The organism is Gorillibacterium massiliense (assembly GCF_000455485.1).
Classification (GTDB): Bacteria; Bacillota; Bacilli; order Paenibacillales; family NBRC-103111; genus Gorillibacterium; species Gorillibacterium massiliense.
In genome coordinates this window covers 1-25,024 of the sequence record NZ_CBQR020000177.1, presented here as the reverse complement: position 1 = coordinate 25,024, position 25,024 = coordinate 1, and the positions used below count along the sequence as shown (strand labels likewise).

43 protein-coding genes are annotated in these 25,024 nt (G+C 50.2%); 40 read left to right on the top strand and 3 right to left on the bottom strand.

All coding sequences use genetic code 11. The features are described 5' to 3' along the window. Positions 1 to 120: 120 nt before the first annotated feature. From rpsJ to rpsI, 34 genes are all read left to right on the top strand, one after another. The gene (gene rpsJ / locus TJ79_RS25300; protein WP_040953125.1) at positions 121 to 429 is read left to right on the top strand and encodes a 30S ribosomal protein S10; all 309 of its coding nucleotides are present in this window, start codon (positions 121 to 123) and stop codon (positions 427 to 429) included. Between the two features lie 59 nt (positions 430 to 488). Then, positions 489 to 1,115 carry a 50S ribosomal protein L3 gene (rplC, locus tag TJ79_RS25295; protein WP_040953124.1) on the top strand — a complete coding sequence of 209 codons (627 nt, stop codon included), beginning with the start codon at positions 489 to 491 and terminating at the stop codon, positions 1,113 to 1,115. 24 nt (positions 1,116 to 1,139) lie between these two features. Beyond that, positions 1,140 to 1,763, top strand: a complete 624-nt coding sequence (gene rplD / locus TJ79_RS25290) for a 50S ribosomal protein L4 (RefSeq protein WP_040953123.1) — start codon at positions 1,140 to 1,142, stop codon at positions 1,761 to 1,763. After that, positions 1,763 to 2,053, top strand: coding sequence for a 50S ribosomal protein L23 (gene rplW, locus TJ79_RS25285; RefSeq protein ID WP_040953122.1), 291 nt, complete (start codon positions 1,763 to 1,765; stop codon positions 2,051 to 2,053). Before rplD ends, rplW begins: the two co-directional genes overlap by 1 nt. 32 nt (positions 2,054 to 2,085) lie before the next feature. Then, entirely contained in the window at positions 2,086 to 2,916 is an 831-nt protein-coding gene (rplB, locus tag TJ79_RS25280; RefSeq protein ID WP_040953121.1) for a 50S ribosomal protein L2, read from the top strand. A 39-nt stretch (positions 2,917 to 2,955) separates the two neighbouring features. Next, positions 2,956 to 3,237: a 30S ribosomal protein S19 gene (gene rpsS / locus TJ79_RS25275; protein WP_040953120.1), complete on the top strand. Its 282-nt coding sequence runs from the start codon at positions 2,956 to 2,958 to the stop codon at positions 3,235 to 3,237. 58 nt (positions 3,238 to 3,295) lie between these two features. Beyond that, entirely contained in the window at positions 3,296 to 3,628 is a 333-nt protein-coding gene (rplV, locus tag TJ79_RS25270; protein ID WP_040953119.1) for a 50S ribosomal protein L22, read from the top strand. A 13-nt stretch (positions 3,629 to 3,641) separates the two neighbouring features. After that, positions 3,642 to 4,304, top strand: coding sequence for a 30S ribosomal protein S3 (gene rpsC / locus TJ79_RS25265; RefSeq protein ID WP_040953118.1), 663 nt, complete (start codon positions 3,642 to 3,644; stop codon positions 4,302 to 4,304). A 2-nt stretch (positions 4,305 to 4,306) separates the two neighbouring features. After that, positions 4,307 to 4,735 (top strand): 50S ribosomal protein L16, encoded by a 429-nt coding sequence (rplP, locus tag TJ79_RS25260; RefSeq protein ID WP_040953117.1) that lies wholly within the window; start codon positions 4,307 to 4,309, stop codon positions 4,733 to 4,735. Then, positions 4,732 to 4,929, top strand: coding sequence for a 50S ribosomal protein L29 (gene rpmC / locus TJ79_RS25255; protein ID WP_040953116.1), 198 nt, complete (start codon positions 4,732 to 4,734; stop codon positions 4,927 to 4,929). Before rplP ends, rpmC begins: the two co-directional genes overlap by 4 nt. A 31-nt stretch (positions 4,930 to 4,960) precedes the next feature. Then, the gene (rpsQ, locus tag TJ79_RS25250; protein WP_040953115.1) at positions 4,961 to 5,224 is read left to right on the top strand and encodes a 30S ribosomal protein S17; all 264 of its coding nucleotides are present in this window, start codon (positions 4,961 to 4,963) and stop codon (positions 5,222 to 5,224) included. Positions 5,225 to 5,254: 30 nt separating this feature from the next. Then, on the top strand, positions 5,255 to 5,623 hold the full coding sequence (gene rplN, locus TJ79_RS25245) for a 50S ribosomal protein L14 (protein ID WP_040953114.1): 369 nt from the start codon (positions 5,255 to 5,257) through the stop codon (positions 5,621 to 5,623). 45 nt (positions 5,624 to 5,668) lie between these two features. Continuing rightward, positions 5,669 to 6,022: a 50S ribosomal protein L24 gene (gene rplX / locus TJ79_RS25240; RefSeq protein ID WP_052340018.1), complete on the top strand. Its 354-nt coding sequence runs from the start codon at positions 5,669 to 5,671 to the stop codon at positions 6,020 to 6,022. Positions 6,023 to 6,051: 29 nt separating this feature from the next. After that, a complete protein-coding gene (rplE, locus tag TJ79_RS25235) occupies positions 6,052 to 6,594 on the top strand; it encodes a 50S ribosomal protein L5 (protein WP_040953113.1) in 543 nt (180 codons plus the stop codon). Between the two features lie 24 nt (positions 6,595 to 6,618). Beyond that, the gene (locus TJ79_RS25230) at positions 6,619 to 6,804 is read left to right on the top strand and encodes a type Z 30S ribosomal protein S14 (RefSeq protein ID WP_040953112.1); all 186 of its coding nucleotides are present in this window, start codon (positions 6,619 to 6,621) and stop codon (positions 6,802 to 6,804) included. Positions 6,805 to 6,837: 33 nt separating this feature from the next. Further along, complete coding sequence (gene rpsH, locus TJ79_RS25225; RefSeq protein WP_040953111.1) at positions 6,838 to 7,236, top strand: 30S ribosomal protein S8; 399 nt, start codon at positions 6,838 to 6,840, stop codon at positions 7,234 to 7,236. Between the two features lie 31 nt (positions 7,237 to 7,267). Then, positions 7,268 to 7,810: a 50S ribosomal protein L6 gene (gene rplF / locus TJ79_RS25220; protein WP_040953110.1), complete on the top strand. Its 543-nt coding sequence runs from the start codon at positions 7,268 to 7,270 to the stop codon at positions 7,808 to 7,810. A 38-nt stretch (positions 7,811 to 7,848) separates the two neighbouring features. Beyond that, complete coding sequence (gene rplR, locus TJ79_RS25215) at positions 7,849 to 8,214, top strand: 50S ribosomal protein L18 (protein WP_040953109.1); 366 nt, start codon at positions 7,849 to 7,851, stop codon at positions 8,212 to 8,214. 29 nt (positions 8,215 to 8,243) lie between these two features. Continuing rightward, entirely contained in the window at positions 8,244 to 8,741 is a 498-nt protein-coding gene (gene rpsE / locus TJ79_RS25210; protein WP_040953108.1) for a 30S ribosomal protein S5, read from the top strand. Positions 8,742 to 8,754: 13 nt separating this feature from the next. Continuing rightward, positions 8,755 to 8,943 carry a 50S ribosomal protein L30 gene (rpmD, locus tag TJ79_RS25205; RefSeq protein ID WP_040953107.1) on the top strand — a complete coding sequence of 63 codons (189 nt, stop codon included), beginning with the start codon at positions 8,755 to 8,757 and terminating at the stop codon, positions 8,941 to 8,943. An 89-nt stretch (positions 8,944 to 9,032) separates the two neighbouring features. Continuing rightward, on the top strand, positions 9,033 to 9,473 hold the full coding sequence (rplO, locus tag TJ79_RS25200) for a 50S ribosomal protein L15 (RefSeq protein WP_040953106.1): 441 nt from the start codon (positions 9,033 to 9,035) through the stop codon (positions 9,471 to 9,473). Next, positions 9,473 to 10,777: a preprotein translocase subunit SecY gene (secY, locus tag TJ79_RS25195; protein WP_040953105.1), complete on the top strand. Its 1,305-nt coding sequence runs from the start codon at positions 9,473 to 9,475 to the stop codon at positions 10,775 to 10,777. Before rplO ends, secY begins: the two co-directional genes overlap by 1 nt. Before the next feature lie 48 nt (positions 10,778 to 10,825). Next, positions 10,826 to 11,476, top strand: a complete 651-nt coding sequence (locus TJ79_RS25190; RefSeq protein ID WP_040953104.1) for an adenylate kinase — start codon at positions 10,826 to 10,828, stop codon at positions 11,474 to 11,476. Continuing rightward, positions 11,476 to 12,225 carry a type I methionyl aminopeptidase gene (gene map / locus TJ79_RS25185; RefSeq protein WP_040953103.1) on the top strand — a complete coding sequence of 250 codons (750 nt, stop codon included), beginning with the start codon at positions 11,476 to 11,478 and terminating at the stop codon, positions 12,223 to 12,225. The genes TJ79_RS25190 and map overlap by 1 nt, the downstream gene beginning before the upstream one ends. A 5-nt stretch (positions 12,226 to 12,230) precedes the next feature. Then, complete coding sequence (locus tag TJ79_RS25180; RefSeq protein WP_040953168.1) at positions 12,231 to 12,536, top strand: KOW domain-containing RNA-binding protein; 306 nt, start codon at positions 12,231 to 12,233, stop codon at positions 12,534 to 12,536. 2 nt (positions 12,537 to 12,538) lie between these two features. Then, positions 12,539 to 12,757, top strand: coding sequence for a translation initiation factor IF-1 (infA, locus tag TJ79_RS25175; protein WP_010279644.1), 219 nt, complete (start codon positions 12,539 to 12,541; stop codon positions 12,755 to 12,757). A 152-nt stretch (positions 12,758 to 12,909) separates the two neighbouring features. Continuing rightward, on the top strand, positions 12,910 to 13,023 hold the full coding sequence (gene rpmJ / locus TJ79_RS25170) for a 50S ribosomal protein L36 (RefSeq protein WP_023388342.1): 114 nt from the start codon (positions 12,910 to 12,912) through the stop codon (positions 13,021 to 13,023). A 16-nt stretch (positions 13,024 to 13,039) separates the two neighbouring features. Next, complete coding sequence (gene rpsM / locus TJ79_RS25165; protein ID WP_040953102.1) at positions 13,040 to 13,408, top strand: 30S ribosomal protein S13; 369 nt, start codon at positions 13,040 to 13,042, stop codon at positions 13,406 to 13,408. A gap of 18 nt (positions 13,409 to 13,426) precedes the next feature. After that, positions 13,427 to 13,825 (top strand): 30S ribosomal protein S11, encoded by a 399-nt coding sequence (rpsK, locus tag TJ79_RS25160; protein WP_040953101.1) that lies wholly within the window; start codon positions 13,427 to 13,429, stop codon positions 13,823 to 13,825. Positions 13,826 to 13,952: 127 nt separating this feature from the next. Beyond that, positions 13,953 to 14,897 (top strand): DNA-directed RNA polymerase subunit alpha, encoded by a 945-nt coding sequence (locus TJ79_RS25155; protein ID WP_040953100.1) that lies wholly within the window; start codon positions 13,953 to 13,955, stop codon positions 14,895 to 14,897. 27 nt (positions 14,898 to 14,924) lie between these two features. Further along, complete coding sequence (gene rplQ, locus TJ79_RS25150; protein WP_040953099.1) at positions 14,925 to 15,290, top strand: 50S ribosomal protein L17; 366 nt, start codon at positions 14,925 to 14,927, stop codon at positions 15,288 to 15,290. Positions 15,291 to 15,420: 130 nt separating this feature from the next. Continuing rightward, on the top strand, positions 15,421 to 16,209 hold the full coding sequence (truA, locus tag TJ79_RS25145) for a tRNA pseudouridine(38-40) synthase TruA (RefSeq protein ID WP_040953167.1): 789 nt from the start codon (positions 15,421 to 15,423) through the stop codon (positions 16,207 to 16,209). Positions 16,210 to 16,354: 145 nt separating this feature from the next. After that, on the top strand, positions 16,355 to 16,792 hold the full coding sequence (rplM, locus tag TJ79_RS25140) for a 50S ribosomal protein L13 (protein WP_040953098.1): 438 nt from the start codon (positions 16,355 to 16,357) through the stop codon (positions 16,790 to 16,792). An 18-nt stretch (positions 16,793 to 16,810) separates the two neighbouring features. Beyond that, positions 16,811 to 17,203, top strand: coding sequence for a 30S ribosomal protein S9 (gene rpsI / locus TJ79_RS25135; protein ID WP_040953097.1), 393 nt, complete (start codon positions 16,811 to 16,813; stop codon positions 17,201 to 17,203). A 57-nt stretch (positions 17,204 to 17,260) separates the two neighbouring features. On the opposite strand, the gene TJ79_RS25130 is transcribed toward rpsI, so the two are convergent. Then, entirely contained in the window at positions 17,261 to 17,725 is a 465-nt protein-coding gene (locus TJ79_RS25130; protein ID WP_040953096.1) for a hypothetical protein, read from the bottom strand. Positions 17,726 to 17,958: 233 nt separating this feature from the next. On the opposite strand from TJ79_RS25130, the gene TJ79_RS25125 reads away from it, so the two are divergent. The 4 genes from TJ79_RS25125 (at position 17,959) to TJ79_RS25110 (ending at position 22,003) form a co-directional block, all read left to right on the top strand. Continuing rightward, the gene (locus tag TJ79_RS25125) at positions 17,959 to 18,651 is read left to right on the top strand and encodes a phosphoadenylyl-sulfate reductase (protein ID WP_040953095.1); all 693 of its coding nucleotides are present in this window, start codon (positions 17,959 to 17,961) and stop codon (positions 18,649 to 18,651) included. Positions 18,652 to 18,675: 24 nt separating this feature from the next. After that, complete coding sequence (sat, locus tag TJ79_RS25120; RefSeq protein WP_052340014.1) at positions 18,676 to 19,881, top strand: sulfate adenylyltransferase; 1,206 nt, start codon at positions 18,676 to 18,678, stop codon at positions 19,879 to 19,881. 115 nt (positions 19,882 to 19,996) lie between these two features. Continuing rightward, positions 19,997 to 20,800: an N-acetylmuramoyl-L-alanine amidase CwlD gene (gene cwlD / locus TJ79_RS25115; RefSeq protein ID WP_052340012.1), complete on the top strand. Its 804-nt coding sequence runs from the start codon at positions 19,997 to 19,999 to the stop codon at positions 20,798 to 20,800. A gap of 78 nt (positions 20,801 to 20,878) precedes the next feature. Further along, complete coding sequence (locus TJ79_RS25110) at positions 20,879 to 22,003, top strand: Mrp/NBP35 family ATP-binding protein (RefSeq protein ID WP_040953094.1); 1,125 nt, start codon at positions 20,879 to 20,881, stop codon at positions 22,001 to 22,003. Positions 22,004 to 22,075: 72 nt separating this feature from the next. Here TJ79_RS25110 and gerD read toward each other — a convergent pair whose 3' ends face one another. Further along, entirely contained in the window at positions 22,076 to 22,780 is a 705-nt protein-coding gene (gene gerD, locus TJ79_RS25105; protein WP_040953093.1) for a spore germination lipoprotein GerD, read from the bottom strand. A 141-nt stretch (positions 22,781 to 22,921) separates the two neighbouring features. Here gerD and TJ79_RS25100 point away from each other — a divergent pair, with 141 nt between their 5' ends. Continuing rightward, positions 22,922 to 23,557: a KinB-signaling pathway activation protein gene (locus tag TJ79_RS25100; RefSeq protein ID WP_052340010.1), complete on the top strand. Its 636-nt coding sequence runs from the start codon at positions 22,922 to 22,924 to the stop codon at positions 23,555 to 23,557. 15 nt (positions 23,558 to 23,572) lie between these two features. On the opposite strand, the gene pdaB is transcribed toward TJ79_RS25100, so the two are convergent. Then, positions 23,573 to 24,337 (bottom strand): polysaccharide deacetylase family sporulation protein PdaB, encoded by a 765-nt coding sequence (gene pdaB, locus TJ79_RS25095; RefSeq protein ID WP_040953092.1) that lies wholly within the window; start codon positions 24,335 to 24,337, stop codon positions 23,573 to 23,575. 203 nt (positions 24,338 to 24,540) lie between these two features. Between pdaB and TJ79_RS25090 the strand changes: the two genes are divergently transcribed. Then, entirely contained in the window at positions 24,541 to 24,762 is a 222-nt protein-coding gene (locus TJ79_RS25090) for a hypothetical protein (protein ID WP_040953091.1), read from the top strand. Positions 24,763 to 25,024 lie beyond the last annotated feature (262 nt).

The window sequence follows — 25,024 nt, the reverse complement described above, 5'->3', positions numbered from 1 at the left end:
GATGATGTGAGAGGTTGCCGATACACCCGGCCCCTTTGCCTATATGTGGCCGGTGTAACGGGGGATTTTCACGGAGTATGTCCGATTATCAAAATTGGGCGATAGAAGGAGGGACTCAAAATGGCAAAGCAAAAGATTCGTATCCGCTTGAAGGCATACGATCACAGAGTTCTTGACCAGTCCGCAGAAAAAATCGTTGAAACCGCGAAACGTTCCGGTGCAGGTGTATCCGGTCCGATTCCGCTTCCTACTGAGAAGCAGGTTATTACGGTTCTGCGTGCTGTGCACAAGTACAAGGACTCCAGGGAACAATTCGAAATGCGCACTCACAAGCGTTTGATCGACATTGTCAACCCGACCCCGCAAACGGTCGACGCATTGATGCGCCTGGACCTGCCGTCCGGTGTGGACATCGAGATCAAGCTGTAATAGACGCGAAAGACCAGATCTAAACAAATTTTTACTGCTAAAGGAAAGAAGGTGTCAACATGACAAAAGGTATCTTAGGTAAAAAATTGGGGATGACTCAAGTTTTCGCCGCCGACGGAACGGTATTGCCGGTTACGGTTATCCAAGCTGGACCTTGCGTAGTAATGCAAAAGAAAGACGTGGAGAACGACGGCTACGAAGCCATTCAACTCGGTTTTGCCGATAAGAAAGAAAAAAAAGCTACCAAACCTGAGCTGGGCCATGCGAAGAAAGCCGGCGCAGCACCTAAGCGCTACATTAAAGAATTCCGCGGAGTTCAACTGTCTGACTATGAAGTTGGCCAGGAGTTGAAAGCTGACGTGTTCTCCGAAGGTGAATTCGTTGATGTCACGGGCACTTCCAAAGGTAAAGGTTTCCAAGGCGTTATCAAACGCTGGAACCAACACACCGGACCGATGGCTCACGGCTCCCGCTACCACCGTGGACCGGGTTCCATGGGCTCCATTCAAGCCAACCGTGTACCGAAGGGCAAACACCTGCCGGGCCACATGGGCAAAGAAACCATTACCCTGCAAAACCTGCAGGTCGTGAAAGTCGACGTAGAACGCAATGTTCTTCTCGTGAAAGGCTCCATCCCGGGCCCGAAGAACTGCTTCGTATCCATCAAGTCGACCGTGAAAAAATAAGAAAGCGGGAAAGGAGGATCATCCATGCCTAAAGTTGCAGTTTATAGCGTCAACGGTTCGGAAGTAGGCGAAATCGAGCTTTCCGAAGCTGTTTTCGGTATCGAGCCTAACGTGCACGTGCTACACTCGGCAGTCGTTATGCAGCAGGCTTCCCTGCGCGCAGGAACGCACAAAACGAAAGGTCGCTCGGAAGTTCGCGGCGGCGGTCGTAAGCCTTGGAAACAAAAAGGAACCGGACGTGCCCGTCAAGGCAGCATCCGTGCTCCCCAGTGGAAAGGTGGCGGCATCGTATTCGGACCGACTCCCCGCAGCTATGCTTACAAGCTGCCGAAGAAAGTCCGTCGTTTGGCCATTAAATCCGCTCTGTCTTCCAAAGTGATCGATAACGATATTCTCGTACTGGATCAGCTGAACTATGCAGCTCCGAAGACGAAAGATGTCGTTGCCCTTTTGAAGAACTTGAAAGTCGAAAGCCGTGCTTTGCTTGTCACTGGCGAGTACAACGAAAATGTGGCTCTGTCCGCCCGCAATCTGCCAGGCGTTAAGTTCGTTAGCGCTGAAGGATTGAACGTGTTGGACGTATTGCTTCATGATAAGTTGATCATCACCAAGGACGCAGTATCGAAGGTAGAGGAGGTGCTTGCGTAATGAAAAACCCACGCGATTTGATTAAGCGCCCGGTTATTACGGAACGTACCAGCGATCTGATGGCTGCCAAGAAATATGTTTTCGAAGTAGACATCCGCGCAAGCAAGACTGAAATCAAACAAGCCGTCGAGCAAATCTTCAAAGTGAAGGTTGTCGGCGTTAATACCTTGAGAATGCCCGCGAAGCCGAAACGCTACGGCCGCTACTCCGGTTTCAGGCCGGAATGGAAGAAAGCCATCGTTTCCCTTCATCCGGACAGCAAGGAACTGGAGTTCTTTGAAACGGTATAAGTTAAATTTTTTAAAGTGAGGAGGGAATCCAAGTGCCAGTAAAAAAATACAAACCGACCTCCCCGGCCCGCCGTTCGATGTCCGTTTCCACGTTTGAGGAAATCACCACATCAACGCCGGAGAAATCTCTGCTTGCGCCTTTGTTTAACAAAGCAGGCCGCAACAACCAGGGGAAAATTACGACTCGCCACCAAGGCGGCGGTCATAAGCGTAAATACCGGATCATCGACTTCAAACGGACCAAGGATGGAATACCAGGTCGCGTTGCTACTGTCGAGTATGATCCGAACCGTTCCGCTAACATCGCGCTGATTCACTACGCTGATGGAGAGAAACGCTACATCATCGCTCCGAAAGGCTTGAAAGTGAACGACGTGATCACATCCGGTGCGGATTCCGACATCAAGATTGGGAACGCCTTGCCTTTGGAAAACATTCCAGTCGGTACGGTTATCCACAACATCGAGCTGAAACCTGGTAAAGGCGGCCAAATGGTTCGCGCAGCCGGTACGGAAGCTCAACTGCTCGGTAAAGAAGAAGCTTATGTAACGATCCGTCTTTCTTCCGGCGAAGTTCGCCGCGTATTGAAAGGCTGCCGCGCAACCATCGGTTCCGTTGGCAACGAAGACCACGAGTTGGTCAAAATCGGTAAAGCTGGCCGCGCCCGTCACATGGGCAAACGTCCGGAAGTCCGCGGTGTCGTCATGAACCCTGTGGATCACCCGCACGGCGGTGGCGAAGGCCGCGCTCCGATCGGCCGCAAGTCTCCTATGTCTCCTTGGGGCAAACCGACCCTGGGCTACAAAACCCGCAAGAAAAACAAAGCTTCGAACAAGTACATTGTTCGCCGCCGCACGAAATAAGATCGCCTGAGATAAAACCGGTTGAAGGGAGGATCATCCATGGGTCGCAGTTTGAAAAAGGGTCCTTTTGTGGACAACTACCTGTTCAAGAAAGTGGAAGAAGCCGCAAGCTCCAGCAAAAAGGTTGTTATCAAAACCTGGTCTCGCCGCTCCACCATTTTCCCGCAGTTCGTCGGCCAAACCTTTGCGGTATATGACGGCAGAAAGCACGTGCCGGTATATGTAACGGAAGATATGGTAGGTCACAAGTTGGGCGAATTCGCGCCAACCCGCACTTACAAAGGTCACACGGCAGACGATAAGAAAACCGGCAAGCGCTAATTGATCGGAAAAAGGTTCCCGCTGCCGGGAAGAGATATGTTTGAGAGGAGGTAATCCCATGCAAGCTACTGCATACGCAAGATACATTCGCATCGCTCCTCGTAAGGTACAGCTGGTTATGGACTTGATCCGCGGCAAGCAAGTCGGCGAGGCGATCGCCATCCTGCGCCACACGCCTAAGGCTGCTTCCCCTATCGTTGAGAAGCTGCTGAACTCGGCTGTCGCTAATGCCGAGCACAACTACTCGCTGGATCCGAACAAGCTGGTCGTCACCCAGGCTTTTGTAACCCAAGGCCCGACGATCAAACGGTTCCGCCCGCGCGCCATGGGCCGCGCAAGCCGCATCAACAAACGCACCAGCCACATTACGTTGGCGGTATCTGAAAAATAAGGAGGGACAACGTGTGGGTCAAAAAGTAAGTCCGATCGGTCTTCGTGTCGGCATCATCCGTGATTGGGAATCCAAGTGGTACGCCGGTAAAGATTTCGGCACCCTGCTGATGGAAGACGTAAAAATCCGTGAGTACTTGAAAGGCAAGCTGAAGGATTCTTCAGTTTCCCATATCGATATCGAACGCGCGGCCAACCGCGTGAACGTCACCATTCACACGGCTAAGCCCGGTATGGTAATTGGTAAAGGCGGAGCGGAAGTTGAAAACATCCGTGGCTACCTGACCAAGCTGACGAACAAGAAAGTGCACATCAACATCTCTGAAATCAAGAACCCTGAACTTGACGCGATTCTCGTAGCCGAAAGCATTGCTCAACAGCTCGAACGCCGCGTATCGTTCCGCCGTGCGATGAAACAAGCGCTGCAACGGACGATGAGATCGGGAGCCAAAGGAATCAAGACTTCGGTTAGCGGTCGTCTGGGCGGCGCGGAAATTGCCCGTACAGAAGGCTACAGCGAAGGCACCGTACCGCTGCACACACTGCGTGCCGACATCGATTACGGAACCGCCGAAGCTCATACCACCTACGGACGGATCGGCGTGAAAGTATGGATCTACCGTGGAGAGGTGCTTCCTACGGCTAAGAAGAAAGCTGTTCAGGAAGGAGGAAACTGATCATGTTAGTACCTAAGCGCGTCAAACACCGCAAAGAACACCGCGGAACGATGAAAGGCAACGCCAAAGGCGGCACGGAAGTGTCCTTCGGCGAATACGGCCTGAAAGCTCTCGAGCCGGCATGGGTAACCAACCGCCAAATCGAAGCAGCCCGTATTGCGATGACCCGTTACATCAAACGGGGCGGTAAAGTATGGATCAAAATTTTCCCCTCCAAGCCGATTACGCAAAAGCCGCTTGAAGTCCGGATGGGTAGCGGTAAAGGTAACGTCGAGAAGTGGGTTGCTGTTGTTAAACCGGGCAAGATTCTGTTTGAACTGGCCGGCGTAAGTGAAGAAGTTGCACGCGAAGCAATGCGTCTTGCTGCTCACAAACTGCCGATCAAAACGAAATTTGTAAAACGTGAAGAACTGGGTGGTGAAGCAGAATGAAGGGTAGCGAATTCCGGAACTTGACCACTGCCGAAATCGAGCAGAAAATCGCCGGTTTCAAGGAAGAGCTGTTTAACCTCCGTTTTCAACTGGCCACCGGCCAACTGGACAATCCAACCCAAATCCGCAATGTGCGCAAAGAAATCGCGCGGGCTAAAACCATTTTGCGTGAAAGGGAACTCGGGATCGGTTAATCCGTCCTATAGTTAGAGAGGAGGATGAAAGATGGCAGAGCGCAATGATCGTAAAGTGCAGATCGGCAAGGTCGTAAGCGATAAGATGGAAAAAACCATCGTCGTCGCCGTTGAAACCTACAAGAAGCATGATTTGTACCACAAACGGATCAAATATACGAAGAAATTCAAAGCACACGATGAGAACAACGAAGCCAAAATCGGCGACACGGTGAAGATCATGGAAACCCGCCCGCTGTCCAAAGACAAGCGCTGGAGACTGGTCGAAGTCGTAGAAAAAGCGGTTATCATCTAAAAAGACTGAAGCCGAAAGGAGGGTATTCCCGTGATTCAACCTTTTACACGTTTGAGCGTTGCCGACAACTCGGGCGCTAAACAACTGATGTGCATCCGCGTATTGGGCGGCACCGGCCGTCGCGTTGGACACATCGGCGACATGATCATCTGCTCCGTGAAAGAAGCAACACCAGGTGGCGTTGTCAAGAAAGGCGATGTAGTCAAAGCGGTTATCGTTCGTACCCGTCGCGGTGCGCGCCGTAAGGACGGATCCTACATCACTTTCGATGAAAATGCAGCGGTTATTGTTAAAGATGACAAGAGCCCACGCGGAACGCGTATCTTCGGGCCGGTAGCCCGCGAACTTCGCGACCGCGACTTCATGAAAATCGTTTCCCTGGCTCCTGAAGTCATCTAATGAGGGGACGACGAACACAATCGCCACTTAGGAGGTGTAAAGAACATGCCTAAACCAAAGAAAAGACTGGAGTCTCACAGCAACAAGCTCCACGTGAAGAAAGACGACACGGTATTCGTCATTACCGGTAAAGATAAAGGCAAGAAGGGCCGGATTCTGGCGGCTTATCCTCGTGAAAACCGCGTTCTGGTCGAAGGTGTCAACATGGTGAAGAAGCACGCCAAGCCTTCCCAAAAGAACCCGCAAGGCGGCATCATCACTCAGGAAGCGCCGATTCACGTTTCCAACGTCATGCTGGCCGATCCGAAAACGGGTAAACCTACCCGCATCGGCTACAAGGTTCTGGAAAATGGCACAAAAGTCCGGATTGCTAAAAAATCCGGAGAAGTAATCGACTAAGCAAAAGTCGGAAAGGAGGCTAACGTAACATGGCTGCAAGAATGAAGGAACGTTTTCTGAACGAAATCACTCCTGCCCTGATGCAGAAGTTCAACTATACAACCGTGATGCAAGTTCCGAAGTTGGAAAAAGTGGTTATCAACATGGGCGTAGGCGACGCTGTTGCCAATTCCAAAGTGCTGGACGCTGCTGTTGAAGAACTGCAACTGATCGCTGGTCAAAAGCCGGTTATCACCAAGGCGAAGAAATCCATCGCTGGTTTCAAACTCCGCGAAGGCATGCCGATCGGCGTTAAAGTTACCCTGCGCGGCGACCGGATGTACTACTTCCTGGACAAATTGTTCAATGTAGCGCTGCCACGGGTTCGCGACTTCCGCGGTGTTTCCTCTAAGGCTTTTGACGGCCGCGGAAACTACACCTTGGGCCTCAAAGAACAATTGATCTTCCCTGAAATTGATTATGATAAGATTGATAAAATCCGCGGTATGGACGTCGTAATCGTTACTACTGCAAAATCGGACGAAGAGTCCCGCGAACTGCTTACTCAACTCGGGATGCCGTTCGTTAAGTAATCCAGACAATGGAGGTGTAATCGAGTGGCAAAAACTTCGATGAAAATCAAGCAACAACGCCCGCCGAAGTTCAAAGTGCAAGCTTACACTCGCTGCGAACGCTGCGGAAGACCGCACTCCGTTTTGCGCAAGTTCAAGATTTGCCGTATCTGTTTCCGTGAATTAGCTTACAAAGGCCAAATCCCTGGCGTACGCAAAGCCAGTTGGTAATCACCCCGCTTTCGGGAAGGAGGTTCGCACACAATGGTAATGTCTGATCCAATTGCCGATATGCTTACGCGTATCCGTAATGCCAATATTGTCCGTCATGAGACGGTTGAAATTCCGGCTTCCAAGATCAAGCGCGAAATCGCTGAAATCCTGAAGCGTGAAGGTTTCATTCGTGACGCGGAATATGTTCAGGACAACAAGCACGGCATCATCCGTCTGTTCCTGAAATATGGCGCTAGCAACGAGCGCGTCATTTCCGGTCTGAAAAGAATCAGCAAGCCAGGCTTGCGCGTTTACGCGAAGAGCCAAGAGGTTCCACGCGTGCTGGGCGGACTGGGTATCGCCATCATCTCGACGTCCAAAGGCGTCATGACTGATAAAGAAGCCCGTCAAACAAAGTCCGGCGGAGAAGTTATTTGCTACGTTTGGTAATCCGCTAACGTGAACGAATGGAGGTGTAAACATGTCCCGAATTGGTCGTAAACCCATCGCAGTTCCGAACGGAGTATCGGTAACGATGGAAAATACAGTCATTACGGTGAAGGGCCCGAAGGGTACCTTGTCCCGTGAACTGCATAAAGATATGAAAGTCAATGTGGAAGGCGATGCCATTACGGTAGAGCGTCCATCTGACAACAAGCTTCACCGCTCCCTGCACGGAACGACCCGGAGCGTGGTTGCGAATATGGTGAGCGGAGTCACGGAAGGCTTCAGCAAAAACCTAGAATTGGTTGGCGTCGGTTACCGTGCCAACAAGAATGGCGACAAACTGGTGCTGAACGTGGGCTACTCCCACCCGGTTGAAATCGTACCGGAAGCCGGCATCGAGTTCGAAGTTCCCGCACAAAACAAAATTACGGTTAGAGGCATCGACAAAGAACGTGTCGGCGCTACTGCAGCTAAGGTCCGCTCCGTTCGTGAACCTGAACCTTACAAAGGCAAAGGCATCAAGTACGAAGGCGAACGCATTCTGCGTAAAGAAGGCAAAGCTGGTAAGAAGAAGTAAGCAAGTAATCGTCTTGAACGAAAGGAGTGAACCATTCCATGATTACAAAAGGCGACAAAAATGCAGCCCGTCTGAAACGTCACTTGCGTGTGCGTAAAAAGATTGAAGGAACCGCTGCACGTCCTCGGTTGAGCATCTACCGCTCTTCCAAACATATGTATGCTCAAATCATCGACGATAGCCAAGGCGTAACCCTTGCAGCTGCGTCGACCCAAGATAAAGAATTGACTGAAGCCGGCAATGGCGGCAACATGGATGCAGCTAAGCTTGTTGGCGAGCTGATCGCGAAGCGCGCAAAAGAGAAAGGCATCGAAAAGGTCGTTTTCGACCGTGGAGGATACCTGTATCATGGCCGCGTGCAAGCGCTGGCTGATGCAGCCCGTGAAGCCGGACTCGAATTCTGATCCATTTTGCCTATAAGGAGGTTAATGACTTGCGTGTAGATCCGAATAGTTTAGATTTGAAAGACAAAACCGTCCACATCAATCGCGTAGCGAAGGTTGTCAAAGGCGGACGCCGTTTCAGCTTTAGCGCACTCGTCGTCGTTGGCGACGGGAATGGCTGGGTTGGAGCCGGGATCGGCAAAGCTTCCGAAGTTGGCGATGCGATCAAGAAAGGCATCGAAGATGCCAAGAAAAACCTGGTGCACGTTCCGATCGTCGGGACCACCATTCCTCACCTGGTTATCGGACGCTTCGGCGCAGGCCGAGTGCTTCTGAAACCGGCATCCGAAGGTACCGGAGTTATCGCCGGCGGCCCGGTTCGCGCCGTATTGGAACTGGCTGGCGTAGGCGACATTCTCACGAAATCCCTCGGTTCTTCCAACGCTATCAACGTGGTTAACGCTACGCTGGAAGGTCTTCAGCGCTTGAAGAGAGTGGAAGAAGTGGCCAAACTTCGCGGCAAAACCGTCGAAGAACTCAAGGGTTAAGGAGGGGGAAACTATGGCGAAACAACTGGAGATCACCCTCACACGCAGCTTGATCGGACGCCCGGAAAAACAACGTGTAACCGTGAATACGCTGGGACTTCGCAAAATGCACCAAACTGTTGTTCACCAAGACAATGCCGCGATTCGCGGTATGATCAACCAAGTGAGCCACCTGGTGGAAGTCAAGGAAATCGAAGCGTAAGCTTCTGTCTTCAACAATAAGCTTGCCGAAGCGTCAAGCTTCGCGGATAATACAAGTATCTAACAGACTAACAAGGAGGTGCGTGAGCGATGAAAATTCATGAGTTGACTCCTGCACCAGGTTCCACTAGTGCTCGTAAACGTGTGGGCCGGGGTATCGGTAGCGGCACAGGTAAAACGTCGGGCAAAGGTCATAAAGGCCAAAAAGCCCGTTCCGGCGGCGGTGTACGTCCCGGCTTCGAAGGCGGCCAAAATCCGTTGTTCCGACGTTTGCCTAAGCGCGGCTTCAAAAACGTAAACCGCAAGGAATACGCAATTGTCAACCTGGACGATCTGAATCGTTTTGAAGAAGGAACGGAGATTACTCCGATCGTATTGGTAGAGACCGGCGTAATCAAAGACGTTAAAGATGGCATCAAAATTTTGGGCAATGGGGAACTTACGGTTAAACTGACGGTTAAGGCGAACAAGTTCTCTCAGAGTGCGATTGAAAAAATCCAATCTGCCGGCGGTCAAACCGAGGTGATTTAATGTTTAAAACATTATCCAACATTATGCGCGTAGAGGATCTCCGGAAAAAGATCATTTTCACTCTTTTGATCCTGATCGTCTACCGCATCGGTAACTTCATTCCCGTCACCAATATTGATACCGATGTATTGAGCAGACTCGATGAGCAGAGCAGCAGTGTATTCGGCTTGATGAACACCTTCTCGGGCGGAGCGTTGTTCCGCTTCTCCGTGTTTGCCATGGGGATCATGCCTTACATTACAGCTTCGATCATCGTGCAGCTGCTGTCCATGGATGTCATCCCGACTTTTGCTCAATGGGCAAAAGAAGGGGAGTCCGGACGGAAGAAACTGGCTCAATTTACTCGTTACGGCACGGTCGTTCTTGGCTTGGTCCAAGGTTTTGGCTATGCTGTTGGATTTAACAATCTTCTGAACGGTGTTGTCATTGACGCGAGCTTCACCACATACATGCTGATTGCGGTCGTTTTGACGGCAGGTACGGCATTCCTGATGTGGCTCGGTGAGCAAATCAATGAAAAAGGCATCGGCAACGGGATTTCCATCCTGATCTTCGCCGGTATCGTCGCTGCCATTCCTACCGGTGTGCGTCAATTGTTCCAGCAATGGTTTTTGGATGGCGGGGACGCGCTGTTCCTGAACATCGTAAAAGCCGTTCTGCTGTTTGTCGTTATCATTTTGATCGTGGCTGGCGTTATCTTCATCCAGCAAGGGATTCGCAAGATTCCCGTGCAGTATGCCAAACGCGTAGTCGGACGTAAAATGTACGGCGGACAATCGACTCACATTCCGATGAAGGTTAATGCAGCTGGCGTTATTCCGGTCATCTTCGCAGTATCCTTGCTGATGTTCCCGGCGACGATCGCCCAATTCTGGCGTGGGCATGCATTTGCCGACTGGATCATGAATAACATTACGATTCAGCACGCTTCAGGCATTGGCATTACGCTTTACGTTCTTCTGATTCTCGGCTTTACGTTCTTCTACACTTTCGTGCAGATCAACCCGCAGCAAATGGCCGAGCAAATGAAGAAGAATGGCGGATATATTCCGGGCATTCGTCCTGGAAAAACGACGCAGGTCTACCTGACCCGCGTGATGACTCGCATCACGTTAGCCGGTGCGCTCTTCCTCGCTGCCATTTCAGTTTTGCCGCTTATCTTCACCGATGCACTCGGTTTGCCGCAGAGCTTGAAAATCGGTGGTACCTCCATCCTGATCGTAATCGGGGTTGGTCTGGAAACGATGAAGACCATCGAAAGCCAGCTGATCAAGCGCCACTACAAAGGGTTTATCAACAAGTAAGCCGCGTAGTCTGCTTCTGTTGATGCTCTCGGGGGAGGTAGCAGAGAAGTGAATATCATATTTATGGGACCTCCTGGAGCGGGGAAAGGAACGCAAGCGGAACGGATCGTGAGCGAATTCCATATCCCGCATATTTCCACGGGAGACGCTTTTCGCGCAGCCATGAAAGAGGGTACTCCCCTCGGCGTGGAAGCGAAAAAGTTTGTAGATCAAGGACTACTCGTTCCGGATGAGATCACGGTCGGTATCGTCCGCGAAAGATTGCATCAGGCGGATTGCGCCCAGGGATTCATGTTGGACGGTTTCCCCCGGACCATATCGCAAGCCGAATCCCTTGATGCCATCCTGGAATCGATGGGAACCAAGATCGATGCCGTCATTGACCTGCAGGTGGATCGCAGTTTCTTGCTTGCCCGTCTGACGGGCAGAAGAATCTGCAAATCCTGCGGCTCTACCTATCATGTCGTCTTCAATCCTCCTGCGAAGGAGAATGTTTGCGACAAGTGCGGCGGAGAATTGTATCAACGATCTGACGATACAGAAGAAAAGGTAGGTACCCGTTTAGATGAGTACATCAACAAAACGGCTCCGCTCCTTGACTACTATGATCGTCAGGGCATTTTGCGGAAGGTGAACGGAGAACAGGAAATCAACACAGTGACAGCAGAGATCAATTCGATTCTGCGAGGTCTGAAGTAATGATTATCTGTAAATCCGCGGCTGAACTGGACCTCATGCGGGTAGCGGGACGCATTGTTGCTGAAACGCACCGCATGTTGGCTCCACTCATTCAACCAGGCATCACCACAAAAGAGTTAGACCGATTGGCGGAAGAGTTCATTCGCAAACAGGGTGCTGTGCCGTCTTTTAAAGGCTACAACGGTTTTCCTGCCAGTATTTGCGCTTCAGTCAACAATGAATTGGTGCATGGCATTCCCGGCGAACGAAAGCTGATGGAAGGCGATGTGATCAGCCTCGACATCGGCGCCCAATATAAGGGGTATCACGGCGATTCGGCTTGGACATATGGAGTAGGGAAGATTTCTCCAGAGGCGCAGCGGCTCTTGGACGTGACGGAACGATCCCTCTACGCAGGGATTGCGGAAGTTAAACCGGATGCTCGTCTCTTTACAATCTCCCATGCGGTTCAGGTCTGTGCGGAAAATGAAGGGATGTCCATCGTTCGTGAATATGTCGGTCATGGTGTCGGGACCGAGCTCCATGAGGAGCCGCAAATCCCGAACTACGGTCCGTCTGAACGGGGCCCTCGTTTGAAGCCAGGCATGGTGCTGGCCATCGAGCCGATGGTGAATCTGGGTGAACGTTATGTCCGCACTTTGTCCGATAACTGGACGGTAGTGACGGTGGACGGTTCTCTCTGCGCCCACTTTGAACATACTGTCGCGGTAACCGCAGACGGGTATGAGATCCTGACGAAAGCCGGGTGAATCAAGTGGAAACGCGAAAGCCTCAACTGGGACAAATCGTGCGGATCCTGCGTGGCCGCGACACCGAAAAGCTAGCCGTCATTATTGGAGTTGTTGATGAAAGATTTATTCTGATTGCAGACGGAGACAAACGAAAGTTTGACCAACCGAAGCGCAAGAATATCCTTCACGTTCAACTTCAGGATGCGATTAGCCGCGAAGTCGCCGACAGCCTGCGGGACACGGGACGTGTCACGAATGGAAAACTGCGGTTTTCCCTGAACAAATTCAGAGAAGACTGTGAAGCTGAAGCTGAGCAGAAAGGAGAATGACTGTGGCCAAAGAAGACGTTATTGAAGTGGAAGGCACGGTAATCGAGCCTTTGCCGAATGCCATGTTCAAAGTGGAACTGGAGAACGGACACAAAATCCTGGCCCACGTTTCCGGCAAAATCCGGATGCACTTTATCCGCATTCTGCCTGGAGATAAGGTGACGGTAGAACTTTCACCCTACGATCTGACGCGTGGACGCATCACTTACCGGTACAAGTAAGCGATAAAGAATATTACGCTTTCCTTCGGGGAAGTCTCGATACTGCCGCTGACGGTGCAGACCTTAGTAACAAGCTTTCCAGAACGGAAAGCGAAGCGTATGAAATTGCGAACAGCTTTCCGACAGAAAGCTCTTGAGGGAGGTAAACCACGATGAAAGTAAGACCTTCGGTTAAACCGATTTGTGAAAAATGCAAAGTCATCAAGCGTAAAGGCAACGTCATGGTGATTTGCGAAAACCCGAAACACAAACAAAAACAAGGATAAGGAGGTGCAGCCCTGAATGGCTCGTATAGCTGGAGTTGACTTGCCCCGTGACAAACGAGTGGAAATCGCCTTGACGTATATCTTCGGCATTGGCAAGACCACTTCCCAAAAAATTCTCGGTATTGCTGAAATCAGCCCGGAAACTCGCGTTCGCGATCTGACCGAGGATGAAGTTAGCCGTCTGCGGGAAGCAATCGATAAGAATGTCAAAGTAGAAGGCGATCTTCGCCGCGAAATCTCTTTGAACATTAAGCGTCTGATCGAAATCGGATCCTATCGCGGCATTCGTCACCGTCGCGGTCTGCCGGTTCGTGGACAACGCACCAAAACTAACGCTCGTACGCGCAAAGGTCCGCGCCGTACTGTAGCGAACAAGAAGAAGTAATAAGGGGGGAAACCACTAATGGCAAAACCAAAAGCTAAAATTGCCCGCACGAAACGTCGTGACCGGAAGAATATTGAATCCGGAGTGGCCCACATCCGCTCCACTTTTAACAACACCATCGTTACCATCACGGATCCCCACGGAAATGCAATTTCCTGGGCAAGCTCCGGTAACCTGGGTTTTAAAGGATCGCGGAAAAGCACGCCTTACGCTGCTCAAATGGCCGCAGAAACTGCTGCAAAAGCCGCAATGGATCACGGCATGAAGACTGTAGAAGTTATGGTCAAAGGTCCGGGTGCTGGCCGCGAGTCCGCTATCCGCTCCCTTCAAGCCGCTGGTCTTGAAGTGAACATGATCAAAGACGTAACTCCGGTTCCTCATAACGGCTGCCGTCCTCCGAAACGTCGCCGCGTCTAATCCAGTCGCGGGGTAGTATATTTATCCTCTGCCGGTTAATAATGGTGTAGGAGGATAGACATACTGCCAGGTTATTATCCGTTAGGTAATCCCGAGGAAACGACGTTTCGAAGGAGGGTTCATTTTAATGATAGAGATCGAAAAGCCAAAAATAGAAACCGTGACGGTTAACGAGGAAGGCAACTACGGCAAATTTGTTGTAGAGCCGCTGGAACGCGGCTATGGCACGACGCTGGGTAATTCCCTGCGGCGTATTCTTCTTTCCTCGCTGCCTGGAGCCGCTGTTTCGTCCGTGCAGATCGACGGAGTTCTCCACGAATTTTCGACGATCCCGGGTGTTATGGAGGATGTAACGGAGATTATCCTTAATCTTAAGGGACTATCGTTAAAGATTCATTCCGACGAAGAAAAGATTCTGGAAATCGACGCCGAAGGTGAAGGCCGGATTTCGGCCGGTGACATTCGTGCGGACAGCGACGTGGAAATCTTGAACCCTGACCTTCATATCGCTACGCTTTCCCCGGATGCCCGCGTTCACATGCGTATCCATGCCAATAGGGGCCGCGGTTACGTGCAAGCCGACAAGAACAAACGGGAAGATCAGCCGATTGGCGTCATTCCGATTGATTCTATTTTTACGCCGATTACGCACGTTAATTATTCCGTGGAAAACACCCGTGTTGGGCAAGTTACGAACTATGACAAGCTCACGCTGGAAGTGTGGACGGACGGCAGCATTCGTCCGGAAGAAGCAGTAAGTCTTGGCGCCAAAATTCTCACAGAGCATCTCTATCTATTTGTCGGTCTGACCGATGAAGCGAAAGATGCTGAGATTATGGTGGAGAAGGAAGAGGACAAGAAAGAAAAAGTCCTGGAAATGACCATCGAAGAGTTGGATCTTTCCGTTCGTTCCTACAACTGTCTGAAGCGTGCGGGTATCAATACCGTTCAGGAATTGATCACCAAAACCGAAGAAGACATGATGAAGGTGCGGAATCTGGGTCGCAAATCCCTGGAAGAAGTTCAGGAGAAGCTCGAAGAGCTGGGCCTGGGCCTTCGTATGGAAGAATAATCATCGCCTAAAGAAGGAGGGAACACCATGGCATACCAAAAGTTGGGTCGTGACGCCAGCGCTCGGAAAGCATTGTTCCGTGACCTGGTAACCGACTTGTTCATACAGGAACGCATCCAAACGACTGAAGCGAAGGCGAAGGAAGTTCGTTCCATCGCTGAAAAACTCATCACGCTTGCAAAGCGCGGTGACCTGCACGCTCGTCGTCAAGTAGCAGCATTTGTTCGTCGTGAAGCGGCTGACGAAAACCAAGACGCCATCCAAAAGCTCTTTTCCGAACTGGCAAAGCGCTATGCGGATCGTCCGGGTGGCTACACTCGTATTTTGAAGCTGGGACCCCGTCGTGGAGACGGAGCTCCTATGGTTTATCTGGAACTGGTAGACCGGGCTTAAGGTTTAAAAGGGGAAAGGGTGGACAGAACCGTCAAGGTTCTGCTGAAGCCCTTTTTTTATACCCAAAAAGTGTTTTTGCGAGGTTAGGCCGTTAATGGTCTACGGCCTTAATAAAGGTTGGGGATATCAAGTGCGCAATTTAGCGTTTGTTGTGAGCTATGACGGAAGCAGCTACAACGGCTTTCAGTCCCAGCCCTTTGGCAACACCATTCAGGACATGCTGGAGAAAGCGATCTTCGAGCTGACAGGAGAAGTCGTTAAAGTATACGGTTCGGGCCGGACTGACGCGGGCGTTCATGCTCAGGCTCAGATGGTCAACTTTTATACGGATGCGCAAATCTCAGTCGAACGGTTTTCTCTTGCGATGAATACCCGGTTACCGAAGGATATCGTCGTCCTTCGCGCGGCTGTGGTGCCGGATGGCTTCCATGCTCGTCGGCACGCGTTACAGAAGACTTACCAATATACTATTCAGCGCACGAAGTTTCCCGATGTGTTTGAGCGCGGCTACCGGTTTCACCATCCGCTGAGACTCGACATAGAGGCGATGAGAACAGCGCTGAAGTATTTCGAATGCACCCATGATTTCACCTCTTTCTGTTCCGTCAAAAGCGCGAAAGGATCACATGTGCGCACCATCATGGAGGCACGACTTGAGTTCGAACCCTCGCCCCCAGACTGGTATGGCGAGGCAGGTGTGATCCGGATCTATATTACCGGAAACGATTTTTTGCATAATATGGTGCGGATTATTGTAGGAACGCTTCTTCAGGTTGGAGAAGGAAAGCGCAAAGCGGAAGAGATTCCCGCTATTTTGGCTGCAATGAGTAGGCAGAAGGCAGGACCGACAGCTGAGGCTCATGGATTGATGTTATGGGATGTACAATATGACTTGCCCGGCATCACATTTTATTCATGATTTCTTCTTGATTATTTATGCGAAATGCGGTATGATAAATGCTGGTGTTTCGACTGGCCTCCCACGCCCCGAGTCGAAATAGCCGCTCACTTTTACCAAGCTGAAGATTTCAATGGATCTTTATGAAGTTTAGGAGGACACGCAAATGAGTACCACATATATGGCGAAACCGAATGAAGTTGAGCGCAAATGGTACGTTATTGATGCTGAAGGCAAAACCCTGGGGCGTCTGGCAAGCGAAGCTGCAAGTTTGATCCGCGGCAAGCACAAACCGGAGTTTACTCCGCATGTCGACACCGGTGATTTCGTCATCATCATTAACGCCAGCAAGGTCGTTTTGACCGGCAAGAAACTTCAAAAGAAAATGTACTACCGTCACTCCATGTATCCGGGCGGTTTGAAAGTTACACCTGCAGAGGAAATGCTGAAGAACAAGCCGGAACGTATGATCGAGCTGGCTGTTCACGGTATGCTTCCGAAGACCCGTCTTGGCGACAGCATGAAGACGAAGCTTAAAGTATTTGCAGGCAGCGAACATACGCACGCCGCACAAAAACCAGAAGTTTACGAACTTCGCGGATAATAAAGGGAGGACAGTTTCATGGCACAAGTACAATACTATGGGACCGGTCGTCGTAAACACTCGGTAGCGCGTGTGCGCCTTGTTCCGGGTGAAGGACGTATCGTAATCAATAAGCGCAATCTGGACGAATATTTCGGTCTTGAAACGCTGAAACTCATCGTAAAACAGCCGCTTAACCTGACTGACACGCTTGGCAAATACGACGTGCTCGTTATCGCTAACGGCGGCGGTATCTCTGGTCAAGCTGGAGCAATCCGTCACGGCATTTCCCGCGCTCTGCTGAAAGCCGATCCTGAATTCCGTCCGTCTTTGAAAAAAGCCGGCTTCCTGACCCGTGACCCACGGATGAAGGAACGGAAAAAATACGGCTTGAAAGCTGCTCGTCGCGCTCCTCAATTCTCGAAACGTTAATCCTTGTTCAACAAGGACAAAAGCCTCTGGCCTTATCAGCCAGAGGCTTTTTTTATGTTAGTTAACGATCTCTACGTTCCGTATTCCCCAATTATGAATAAGGTTGGCTCTTTGAAAGAGTTCTCCCCGCAATGTAATATCATCACCTTTATCTATTTTCAACAACTCATCGTCTTGATTCGTAAAATATGCCTTGAAACGGTTCCCACTTTTTGTTTCGACCAAGATCTCGCCTTTTCGAACCTCATCTACTTTCCCGCTCCATGTGACAGTTTCACCTTGCGCATTTTTCCAGAAGTCATCCTGCTGAAGTTCGGTTAATGATTTATAATGGGATATTAAGGTATCATAGCTATCCGCGAGGATTTCTGAGGTAGTCGGCTTTTCTGATGGCATCACAATTAATATCAAGACACCAATGCAGAAGACTGCAAAAATGACGGCACCCACAATCCATCCTCTATGTTTTCGGGGGTTGGGTTCTACTGAGTCGCCTTTAAGGGGCGCATTTATTAAACTCATTTAATCGCTCCGTTCGAATTGTGCATATTCCTAAATATACCATAAATAATGTTCTAAGTGACATTTCCCCAAAATGGGCACATCCCCATACATAACTCAATAAAATGATAGAAGGAATGAAAAAGAAACACAGATTTTACAGTTGACAAACCAATACATTCTTCTATAATGGATATAAGATAATTCCTACCGAAATAGTATGAATAATGTTTTGTAAGCATAAGGAGGAGACCATGAACCTGCTGGAAAAAGAACAATGGATTCGCGAGGCTGCAGAAGATCTGGAGCACAAAAAGGCGGAGGATGTCATCGCCGCAGCGGTAAAAATGTTTCCGAGCTTGACTTTGGCTTGCAGTTTTGGCTCAGAAGATGTGGTGCTGGTTGATCTTTTGCATAAGGTTGCTCCGGCTACCGATATTTTTTATCTGGATACGGATCTGCATTTTAAAGAAACTTACGAAACTCGAGACCGGCTTGAACAGCACTATGGTTTGAAATTCGTTCAAGTGAAATCGCAATTGACCCTGGAAGAGCAGGCGGAAAAATACGGTGAAGCCCTTTGGTCGGTAGAACCGAACCAATGCTGTAATCTGCGGAAAGTAGAACCGCTCACCCGGATTCTATCTAAGTATGATGCTTGGATTACCGGTATTCGCCGCGATCAGGCTCCTACAAGAGCTAACGCCAAGAAAGTGGAGTATGACGCCAAGTTCGGCTTGGTGAAGTTCAACCCGCTGGCCGATTGGACTTCCGAGGATGTTTGGAATTACATCCGCAAAGAGGGCATTATCTATAATCCTTTGCATGATCAACACTATCCTAGCATTGGCTGCGAAAAATGCACTCGCCAAGTGCTCCCGGGAGAAGATCCGCGGGCTGGGCGTTGGTCAGGTTTTGAGAAAACCGAGTGCGGTCTGCACAAATAAGATAAGCATGCGGAGGTTAGATAAATGGCAGGAGTTACGGAGCAGGAGCAACCGGTAAAAGCGGAAGAAACCATCAAGCCTCACGGAGGCGTTTTGATTAACCGTTTGGCGAGCGCAGAAGATCGGGAACGTTTTCTCAAGCAGGCGGAAGGGCTGGATAAAATCGCGATCAACAAATGGACCGTCTCCGATTTGGATTTGATCGCGGTCGGAGCGTTCTCTCCGCTGAATGGCTTTTTAGAGGAAGCGGATTACCGATCTGTCGTTGATCGCATGCGTCTTGCCGACGGTACGGTGTGGAGCATTCCCATTACCCTTGCGGTTAATTCCGATCAGGCGAGTAAGCTGCGTACAGGCCAACAAGTGGCCTTGCAAGGTGCAGAGGATGGTGTGCTCTACGCGATCCTTGAGGTTAGGAGCATCTATAAAGCCGATCAGCAATTGGAAGCGGCTAAAGTATTCCGTACGACTGATACAGCCCATCCTGGTGTACAGAAGCTTTTGGAGCGGCCTGACACTTATGTTGGGGGTCCTGTGACGGTATTGAATCGTCCGGTTCCGGATAAATTTCAAGAGTTTTACTTTGATCCGGTTGAAACTCGCGCTCAGTTCGCCGCAAAAGGCTGGAAGCGTGTGGTTGGTTTCCAAACCCGAAACCCGGTCCATCGCGCCCATGAATACATCCAGAAAAGTGCAATGGAAATCGTCGACGGCTTGTTCCTGAATCCGTTGGTAGGGGAGACCAAATCTGACGACATTTCCGCCGATGTGCGGATGCGCAGCTATCTCGTCCTCCTTGAAAATTATTACCCGCAAGACCGGGTATTTCTTGGCGTTTTCCCGGCTGCGATGCGGTATGCGGGACCAAGAGAAGCGATTTTCCATGCCATGGTGCGGAAAAATTACGGCTGTACCCACTTTATCGTCGGCCGTGACCATGCCGGTGTCGGCGATTACTACGGCACGTATGAAGCGCAGGAGATCTTCCGCGAGTTTACGGCCGAGGAATTGGGCATTACACCGCTGTTCTTCGAACACAGCTTTTTCTGTAAAAAGTGCGGCAACATGGCCTCCAGTAAAACCTGTCCTCACGACAGCGCCGATCACTTGACCCTGTCAGGCACAAAAGTACGGGGCTTGCTGCGGGACGGAATCTGCCCGCCGGTGGAGTTCACCCGACCAGAAGTAGCGAAAGTGCTGATTGACGGAATGAGCGAGCAAATCAAATAAGAAGCTATAAGGCATATTTGTCCGCCTTGTCCCATATAGATGTGAGGAATCATTTGCGAGGTGCGTCTGCGCTTGACGGCTGGCGCACCTCGCACGGGGATGGGGTGGATTTTTTATGCGCAAATTTCGCAAACGAATCGTAGTCTGGATGACCTTCCATGGCGGATTGAAAATTGCCATGGCTTCGGTTCTCGTCCTGCTGCTGGTTTTCATCTATACCTTTCAATTGCCCTCGTCCCAAACCTGGACGTATTGGACGATGCCCTTAACCGGTAAAACCATTGCCATCGATGCCGGCCACGGCGGGATCGACGGCGGCGCGGTGAGCAATGACGGCATCATTGAAAAAGATCTTAACTTGTCCATTTCCTTGTACTTGCGTGATTACCTGCAGCAGGCGGGAGCAGTCGTTGTGATGACGAGGGAAGTGGATGAGGATTTGGCGGGAGAAGATACGAAGCGAATCCGTAAACGAAAAACGGAGGATTTGCATAACCGAGTGCAATTCGTACAGGACCGCAAGGCGGACAGTTTAATCAGCATTCATATGAACAGTATTCCTTCCCCTCGTTGGCGAGGCGCGCAAACGTTTTATTACAAAGATAACAATCCGGAGAACGTCAGGTTGGGGACTTTTATCCAGTCCGAAATCAAACGCAATTTGGAGAATACGGACAGGCTCGCCAAACCGATGGACAAGAAGGTGTATCTGCTGAAAAATACGAGTATCCCAGCCGTCCTTGTAGAAGTCGGATTTTTGTCCAATCCCGATGAAGCGCGGCTCTTGAACCAGCCTTCTTACCAGAAAAAAGTGGCGGCTGCCATCTATCATGGTATCCTTAAATATTACTCGGGAGAGAAGCTGCCTGATGCTAATGCGAACACAGATCCGTCCACTCCGACCGACCCGTCCGAATAATGTCCAGCGAATGGGGCTGTGTGCTATACTTATGAGTACGGTTCCATAGTCGCCGCAAATATCGAACGAGGTGCTGTCATGGTATCAAAAGAGCAGGTATTAGAAGCGTTGGCATCCATTTACGATGGGGAATTTCATAAGTCTGTCGTCGAGCTTCGTCTTGTCCGCGACATTATGCCGAAGGATGACCGAGTAAATTTGACCTTTGTGCTGACGACCGAGGATGAGCATACGAAACAGCAATATGAACACGATGTTAAAGAGGCTTTGGCGCGCATCGGAGTGGAGACGGTCAATCTTCGCTTCCGGATGATTACGGAATACGAATGGAACGATTTGCAACGATCCGTCGGACAAAACGGGGAGGGTTCGGCAGCTGGCGCTGTATCCGGTCAGAAGGATGGCAGCCAAGGGGCTGCAGCGGCAGGGAGAACACCCGCAACTTCTCCATCAGGAGCGGGGTTGACCCATTATATTGCGATAGCCAGTGGCAAGGGCGGGGTAGGCAAATCAACCGTAACTGTCAATCTGGCCGTCGCCTTAGCCCGTCAAGGCAAGCGGGTGGGCATTATTGATGCCGACATCTATGGCTTCAGCGTACCGGATATGATGGGGATCGAAGAAAATCCTCAAACCGAAGGAGACAAGATCCTTCCAGTGGAAAAATTCGGCGTAAAAGTCATGTCCATGGGCTTTTTTGTACAGGACAACGCCCCGATCATTTGGCGGGGGCCGATGCTGGGCAAAATGCTCAAGAACTTTCTGACGGAAGTAGACTGGGGCGAATTGGACTATCTGCTTCTGGACTTGCCCCCGGGAACGGGGGATGTCGCACTCGACGTTCACCAGATGATTCCGGCGAGCAAGGAGATCATCGTCACGACCCCTCATGCTACTGCCGCCTTTGTCGCCGCGCGAGCTGGAGCGATGGCCCAGCAAACCGGACATGAAATCCTCGGCATCGTTGAAAATATGGCTTATTACACCAACCGTTTGGGAGAAAACGAGTATGTGTTCGGACGGGGGGGAGGCGCGAAGCTGGCGGAGGAGCTTCATGCTGAGCTGCTTGCGCAAATTCCGTTAGGGGCCCCGGACAATCATGCAGCTGAGCCGGATTATTCACCTTCTGTTTATAAAGCGGATACGCAAACCGGGCTCATGTATCAAGAAGTGGCAGCCCGGATCGTTGAGAAACTTGCCTGATTCTAGAAAAAGCAAACCGGTCTTCAATGGGGTTCGCCCGTGAAGACCGGTTTATTATTTTGCTGTGATCATTTACTGTCCGCTGCTTCCGCCACCGCCACCTTGATCCTGGCCGCTTTCGCTTTCCTGCCCAGATCCCTTCTCCTCGTCTTGGGACTTATCGGAGGATTCTTGACCTTTCTGTTCCCCGGATACTTGTCCGGCCGCCTTCGGTTTGGTTTGTTCTTCGACGGCTTTGGACATTAGCTCCATTAACTGGGATCGGAAGAGGGGACTTTGCAGGGATTCCTTCATAAGGTCCATCACCATCAGGCGATACTCCGGACCCTTCATCGCATTTAAAACGACGGCTTGGTACTGGCCGGATTTCATCAAATCCAGCATGGACTTCTGGTATTCGGGATCCTTGATCAACTGCTTCTGAAGCTTCTCGTTATCTTTGCTCAGCGCTTTTGCGAAATCGCTGGCAAATTTCGGGTCCTTCATCGTCTTTTCAATCAACTTGGATCCATCGGAGCCTGTTAAAATCTCTTTCACCGCAACCTGCATTTGTATCCCTTCGCCGGTTGACAGAAGCTTGGTTGTTTTATCCATCCCTTTGTTTATAGCTGTTTTAATCGTGTCCTGAGCTTCTTCCGACTTTAGTACATCCAGAACAATCGTTTTGGTGTCTTTATAGCTCTGTCCCGACGAGCCGCTGGACCCGCCCGACATACCGCAAGAGGTCGTGAGTAGGAGTGCTGCGATGCTGCCTGCCGCCCAACCGATTTTAGACATGAGGGTTAGGGCCCCTTTCCATGGAGAGTTGCTCTTAGTATGCTCTCTCCGCGGCACATTATTTCCGGTTGATTCGCTTTTTCTTGAGAACGTTGGTACAATTTATCTGCAAAACTGGAATCGGTCGGGAGGATTGCCATTATGACAATGAAAAAGCTGACTTACTGGTTTTGGTCAACACTTGCCTTTGGTCTTATTTCAGGCGGTGTCTTCGGTTTGCTGGTTCTGGCCGGTTATCCACATTTTAGCTTGATCGAGGACATGAAGCCTGGCTTTAACTTATTGAACGTTTCCTTCGTATTCGTGAGCGGTGCGCTCATCGGCATATTCAGTCAAATGGGCTTCTTTGCTTATCAGATCATCCGGTACCTGATGATGAGTATTTTTCGGCGAAAATGGGTCTGGGAAATCGTGCAGCTATTCGTCACCATTGTCGTCGCCGTCGATGTCGTTTATGTGCGCTTAATCTCGTTTAAGGATGAGGAAAAGCCGCTATATACCGTTATATTGCCCATTGCTGTCCTTGTCGTTGCTCTCGCAGTCTGTTATGTGAAAGTAAAACAAACCAATCGCAACGCATTTATCCCAACCTTATTTTTCATGTTTGCCGTAACAATTCTTGAAGCGGTGCCGGCTCTGCGCGTTTCGAGCGTACCTTCCCAACTGCTGATGCTATCGATTCTTCTCGTTTGCAATGGATGGCAGATTCTGCTCCTGCATAAATTGACTCCAACCAGAGGAAAAGCCCCGGCGCTGCAAACGCCGAAGGCTTCTTGAATCAAACGAAGGCCATTATTGATCTTGAACTTCCCGCTGCTGGACATGGGCTTGATTAAGCAGCTCCGATACGCTAACGAAATCATACCCTTGTGCCCGGAGCTTATCGATAATGATGGGCAGTGCTTCATCCGTTTGCTGGCAAGTATCACTGGCATGCAAAAGGACAATGTCCCCAGGATGAGCGCCGCTTAACACTCGATTGACGATGGTATCGACGCCGGGATTTTCCCAGTCATGAGAGTCTGTATCCCATTGGATAACCGAGTACCCGAGTTCATTTGCTGTTTGGAGTACTTCTTTGTTGAAGTCTCCGTTTGGCAGCCGGATGAGCGTGGGTGCTTTTTTTGTTAGATCCGTTAAAATGCGGTGAGCGGTGACGATCTGCTCCCGAACTTCATTTGGTTTTAGTTTACTGTAGTTCTCGTGTTTATGGCCATGACTGCCTATTTCAAAGCCGTCTTTGACCAGCTTTTCTACCACCTTGGGGTGGCTTTCGCTCCATGCAGAGGAGAGGAAGAAAGTTGCGTCCGCCACGCCCTTTTTCTTTAAGACGTCGGCAATTTGCTCCGGACGTTTTTCACCCCAGCTGATATCAAAGGTAAGGGCAATCATCTTTTTGTCTGTCTTCACATTAAAAACGGCGGCGGGTTCTTTTTGATCAAACACCGACAGGTTTTCTTTTTCCGAGTAAATGATTCCGGCGGCAAATACGAGTGTGACCATAACGATGAAGAGCTGTTTGAGCTTTTTACCGTTGAATACATAAAAACTGTTCATTGGAATGTACCTCCCGGAGCGCCTGTGGGGGCTTGTTTGATTTATGTGTATGGTTTGTCCGGGACGGATATGAATCGTTTTCGCATCAAAGTTAGCCTTTTTTCGAATCGCCTACGGTGTTAAAAATGGAAATAAATGAGCATAACTATAAGGCTGTCTATTTACGGCAGATTTACGGATCATGTCGGAAGGGGTATGTCGGGATGCTCGGGTTTTTGTTCAACGAGAGGGAATGTAGAGAACTGGATTATTTGCTGCGAAAAGAGTTAGATGAAATGTCCTTTGATCTAAAGGATGAGCAGTTAAATAGGGATGTGAAAAACGCCATCGAGCAAAGGTATAGAGTTGTCTTCCGCATGTATGCGAGACTGGCTTCGCCTAAGGATATATCCCGGTATGCCCGAAACCGGGCTCGTGATAAATGAGACAAGCCCTGTGTGAGAAGGGCTTCTGCGAGAGTCAGATGAAATCTAGCATTTTGGGGTTGACGTCTTTCGACAACCTGTGGTATCTTAGTATTCGCCCTTCCGAAGGGGATGCAGCATTTAATAAACGACTTCAATTGAAGCCAAAAAAAATGCTTGCAATGAACTAACGAAGTGTGATATATTAATTGAGTCGCCGCTGAAAGCGAACGACGAAAGAAAAGCTTCAAAACGCAACACTTGGTCCTTTGAAAACTGAACA

Excerpts from the sequence above, each read along its gene's own strand:
- rpsJ (WP_040953125.1), top strand. The coding sequence starts at position 121 with ATGGCAAAGCAAAAGATTCGTATCCGCTTGAAGGCATACGATCACAGA.
- rplC (WP_040953124.1), top strand. The coding sequence starts at position 489 with ATGACAAAAGGTATCTTAGGTAAAAAATTGGGGATGACTCAAGTTTTC.
- rplD (WP_040953123.1), top strand. The coding sequence starts at position 1,140 with ATGCCTAAAGTTGCAGTTTATAGCGTCAACGGTTCGGAAGTAGGCGAA.
- rplW (WP_040953122.1), top strand. The coding sequence starts at position 1,763 with ATGAAAAACCCACGCGATTTGATTAAGCGCCCGGTTATTACGGAACGT.
- rpsS (WP_040953120.1), top strand. The coding sequence starts at position 2,956 with ATGGGTCGCAGTTTGAAAAAGGGTCCTTTTGTGGACAACTACCTGTTC.
- rplV (WP_040953119.1), top strand. The coding sequence starts at position 3,296 with ATGCAAGCTACTGCATACGCAAGATACATTCGCATCGCTCCTCGTAAG.
- rplP (WP_040953117.1), top strand. The coding sequence starts at position 4,307 with ATGTTAGTACCTAAGCGCGTCAAACACCGCAAAGAACACCGCGGAACG.
- rpmC (WP_040953116.1), top strand. The coding sequence starts at position 4,732 with ATGAAGGGTAGCGAATTCCGGAACTTGACCACTGCCGAAATCGAGCAG.
- rpsQ (WP_040953115.1), top strand. The coding sequence starts at position 4,961 with ATGGCAGAGCGCAATGATCGTAAAGTGCAGATCGGCAAGGTCGTAAGC.
- rplX (WP_052340018.1), top strand. The coding sequence starts at position 5,669 with ATGCCTAAACCAAAGAAAAGACTGGAGTCTCACAGCAACAAGCTCCAC.
- rplE (WP_040953113.1), top strand. The coding sequence starts at position 6,052 with ATGGCTGCAAGAATGAAGGAACGTTTTCTGAACGAAATCACTCCTGCC.
- rpsH (WP_040953111.1), top strand. The coding sequence starts at position 6,838 with ATGGTAATGTCTGATCCAATTGCCGATATGCTTACGCGTATCCGTAAT.
- rplF (WP_040953110.1), top strand. The coding sequence starts at position 7,268 with ATGTCCCGAATTGGTCGTAAACCCATCGCAGTTCCGAACGGAGTATCG.
- rplR (WP_040953109.1), top strand. The coding sequence starts at position 7,849 with ATGATTACAAAAGGCGACAAAAATGCAGCCCGTCTGAAACGTCACTTG.
- rpmD (WP_040953107.1), top strand. The coding sequence starts at position 8,755 with ATGGCGAAACAACTGGAGATCACCCTCACACGCAGCTTGATCGGACGC.
- rplO (WP_040953106.1), top strand. The coding sequence starts at position 9,033 with ATGAAAATTCATGAGTTGACTCCTGCACCAGGTTCCACTAGTGCTCGT.
- secY (WP_040953105.1), top strand. The coding sequence starts at position 9,473 with ATGTTTAAAACATTATCCAACATTATGCGCGTAGAGGATCTCCGGAAA.
- map (WP_040953103.1), top strand. The coding sequence starts at position 11,476 with ATGATTATCTGTAAATCCGCGGCTGAACTGGACCTCATGCGGGTAGCG.
- rpmJ (WP_023388342.1), top strand. The coding sequence starts at position 12,910 with ATGAAAGTAAGACCTTCGGTTAAACCGATTTGTGAAAAATGCAAAGTC.
- rpsM (WP_040953102.1), top strand. The coding sequence starts at position 13,040 with ATGGCTCGTATAGCTGGAGTTGACTTGCCCCGTGACAAACGAGTGGAA.
- rpsK (WP_040953101.1), top strand. The coding sequence starts at position 13,427 with ATGGCAAAACCAAAAGCTAAAATTGCCCGCACGAAACGTCGTGACCGG.
- TJ79_RS25155 (WP_040953100.1), top strand. The coding sequence starts at position 13,953 with ATGATAGAGATCGAAAAGCCAAAAATAGAAACCGTGACGGTTAACGAG.
- rplQ (WP_040953099.1), top strand. The coding sequence starts at position 14,925 with ATGGCATACCAAAAGTTGGGTCGTGACGCCAGCGCTCGGAAAGCATTG.
- rplM (WP_040953098.1), top strand. The coding sequence starts at position 16,355 with ATGAGTACCACATATATGGCGAAACCGAATGAAGTTGAGCGCAAATGG.
- rpsI (WP_040953097.1), top strand. The coding sequence starts at position 16,811 with ATGGCACAAGTACAATACTATGGGACCGGTCGTCGTAAACACTCGGTA.
- TJ79_RS25130 (WP_040953096.1), bottom strand. The coding sequence starts at position 17,725 with ATGAGTTTAATAAATGCGCCCCTTAAAGGCGACTCAGTAGAACCCAAC.
- TJ79_RS25125 (WP_040953095.1), top strand. The coding sequence starts at position 17,959 with ATGAACCTGCTGGAAAAAGAACAATGGATTCGCGAGGCTGCAGAAGAT.
- sat (WP_052340014.1), top strand. The coding sequence starts at position 18,676 with ATGGCAGGAGTTACGGAGCAGGAGCAACCGGTAAAAGCGGAAGAAACC.
- cwlD (WP_052340012.1), top strand. The coding sequence starts at position 19,997 with ATGCGCAAATTTCGCAAACGAATCGTAGTCTGGATGACCTTCCATGGC.
- TJ79_RS25110 (WP_040953094.1), top strand. The coding sequence starts at position 20,879 with ATGGTATCAAAAGAGCAGGTATTAGAAGCGTTGGCATCCATTTACGAT.
- gerD (WP_040953093.1), bottom strand. The coding sequence starts at position 22,780 with ATGTCTAAAATCGGTTGGGCGGCAGGCAGCATCGCAGCACTCCTACTC.
- TJ79_RS25100 (WP_052340010.1), top strand. The coding sequence starts at position 22,922 with ATGACAATGAAAAAGCTGACTTACTGGTTTTGGTCAACACTTGCCTTT.
- pdaB (WP_040953092.1), bottom strand. The coding sequence starts at position 24,337 with ATGAACAGTTTTTATGTATTCAACGGTAAAAAGCTCAAACAGCTCTTC.
- TJ79_RS25090 (WP_040953091.1), top strand. The coding sequence starts at position 24,541 with ATGCTCGGGTTTTTGTTCAACGAGAGGGAATGTAGAGAACTGGATTAT.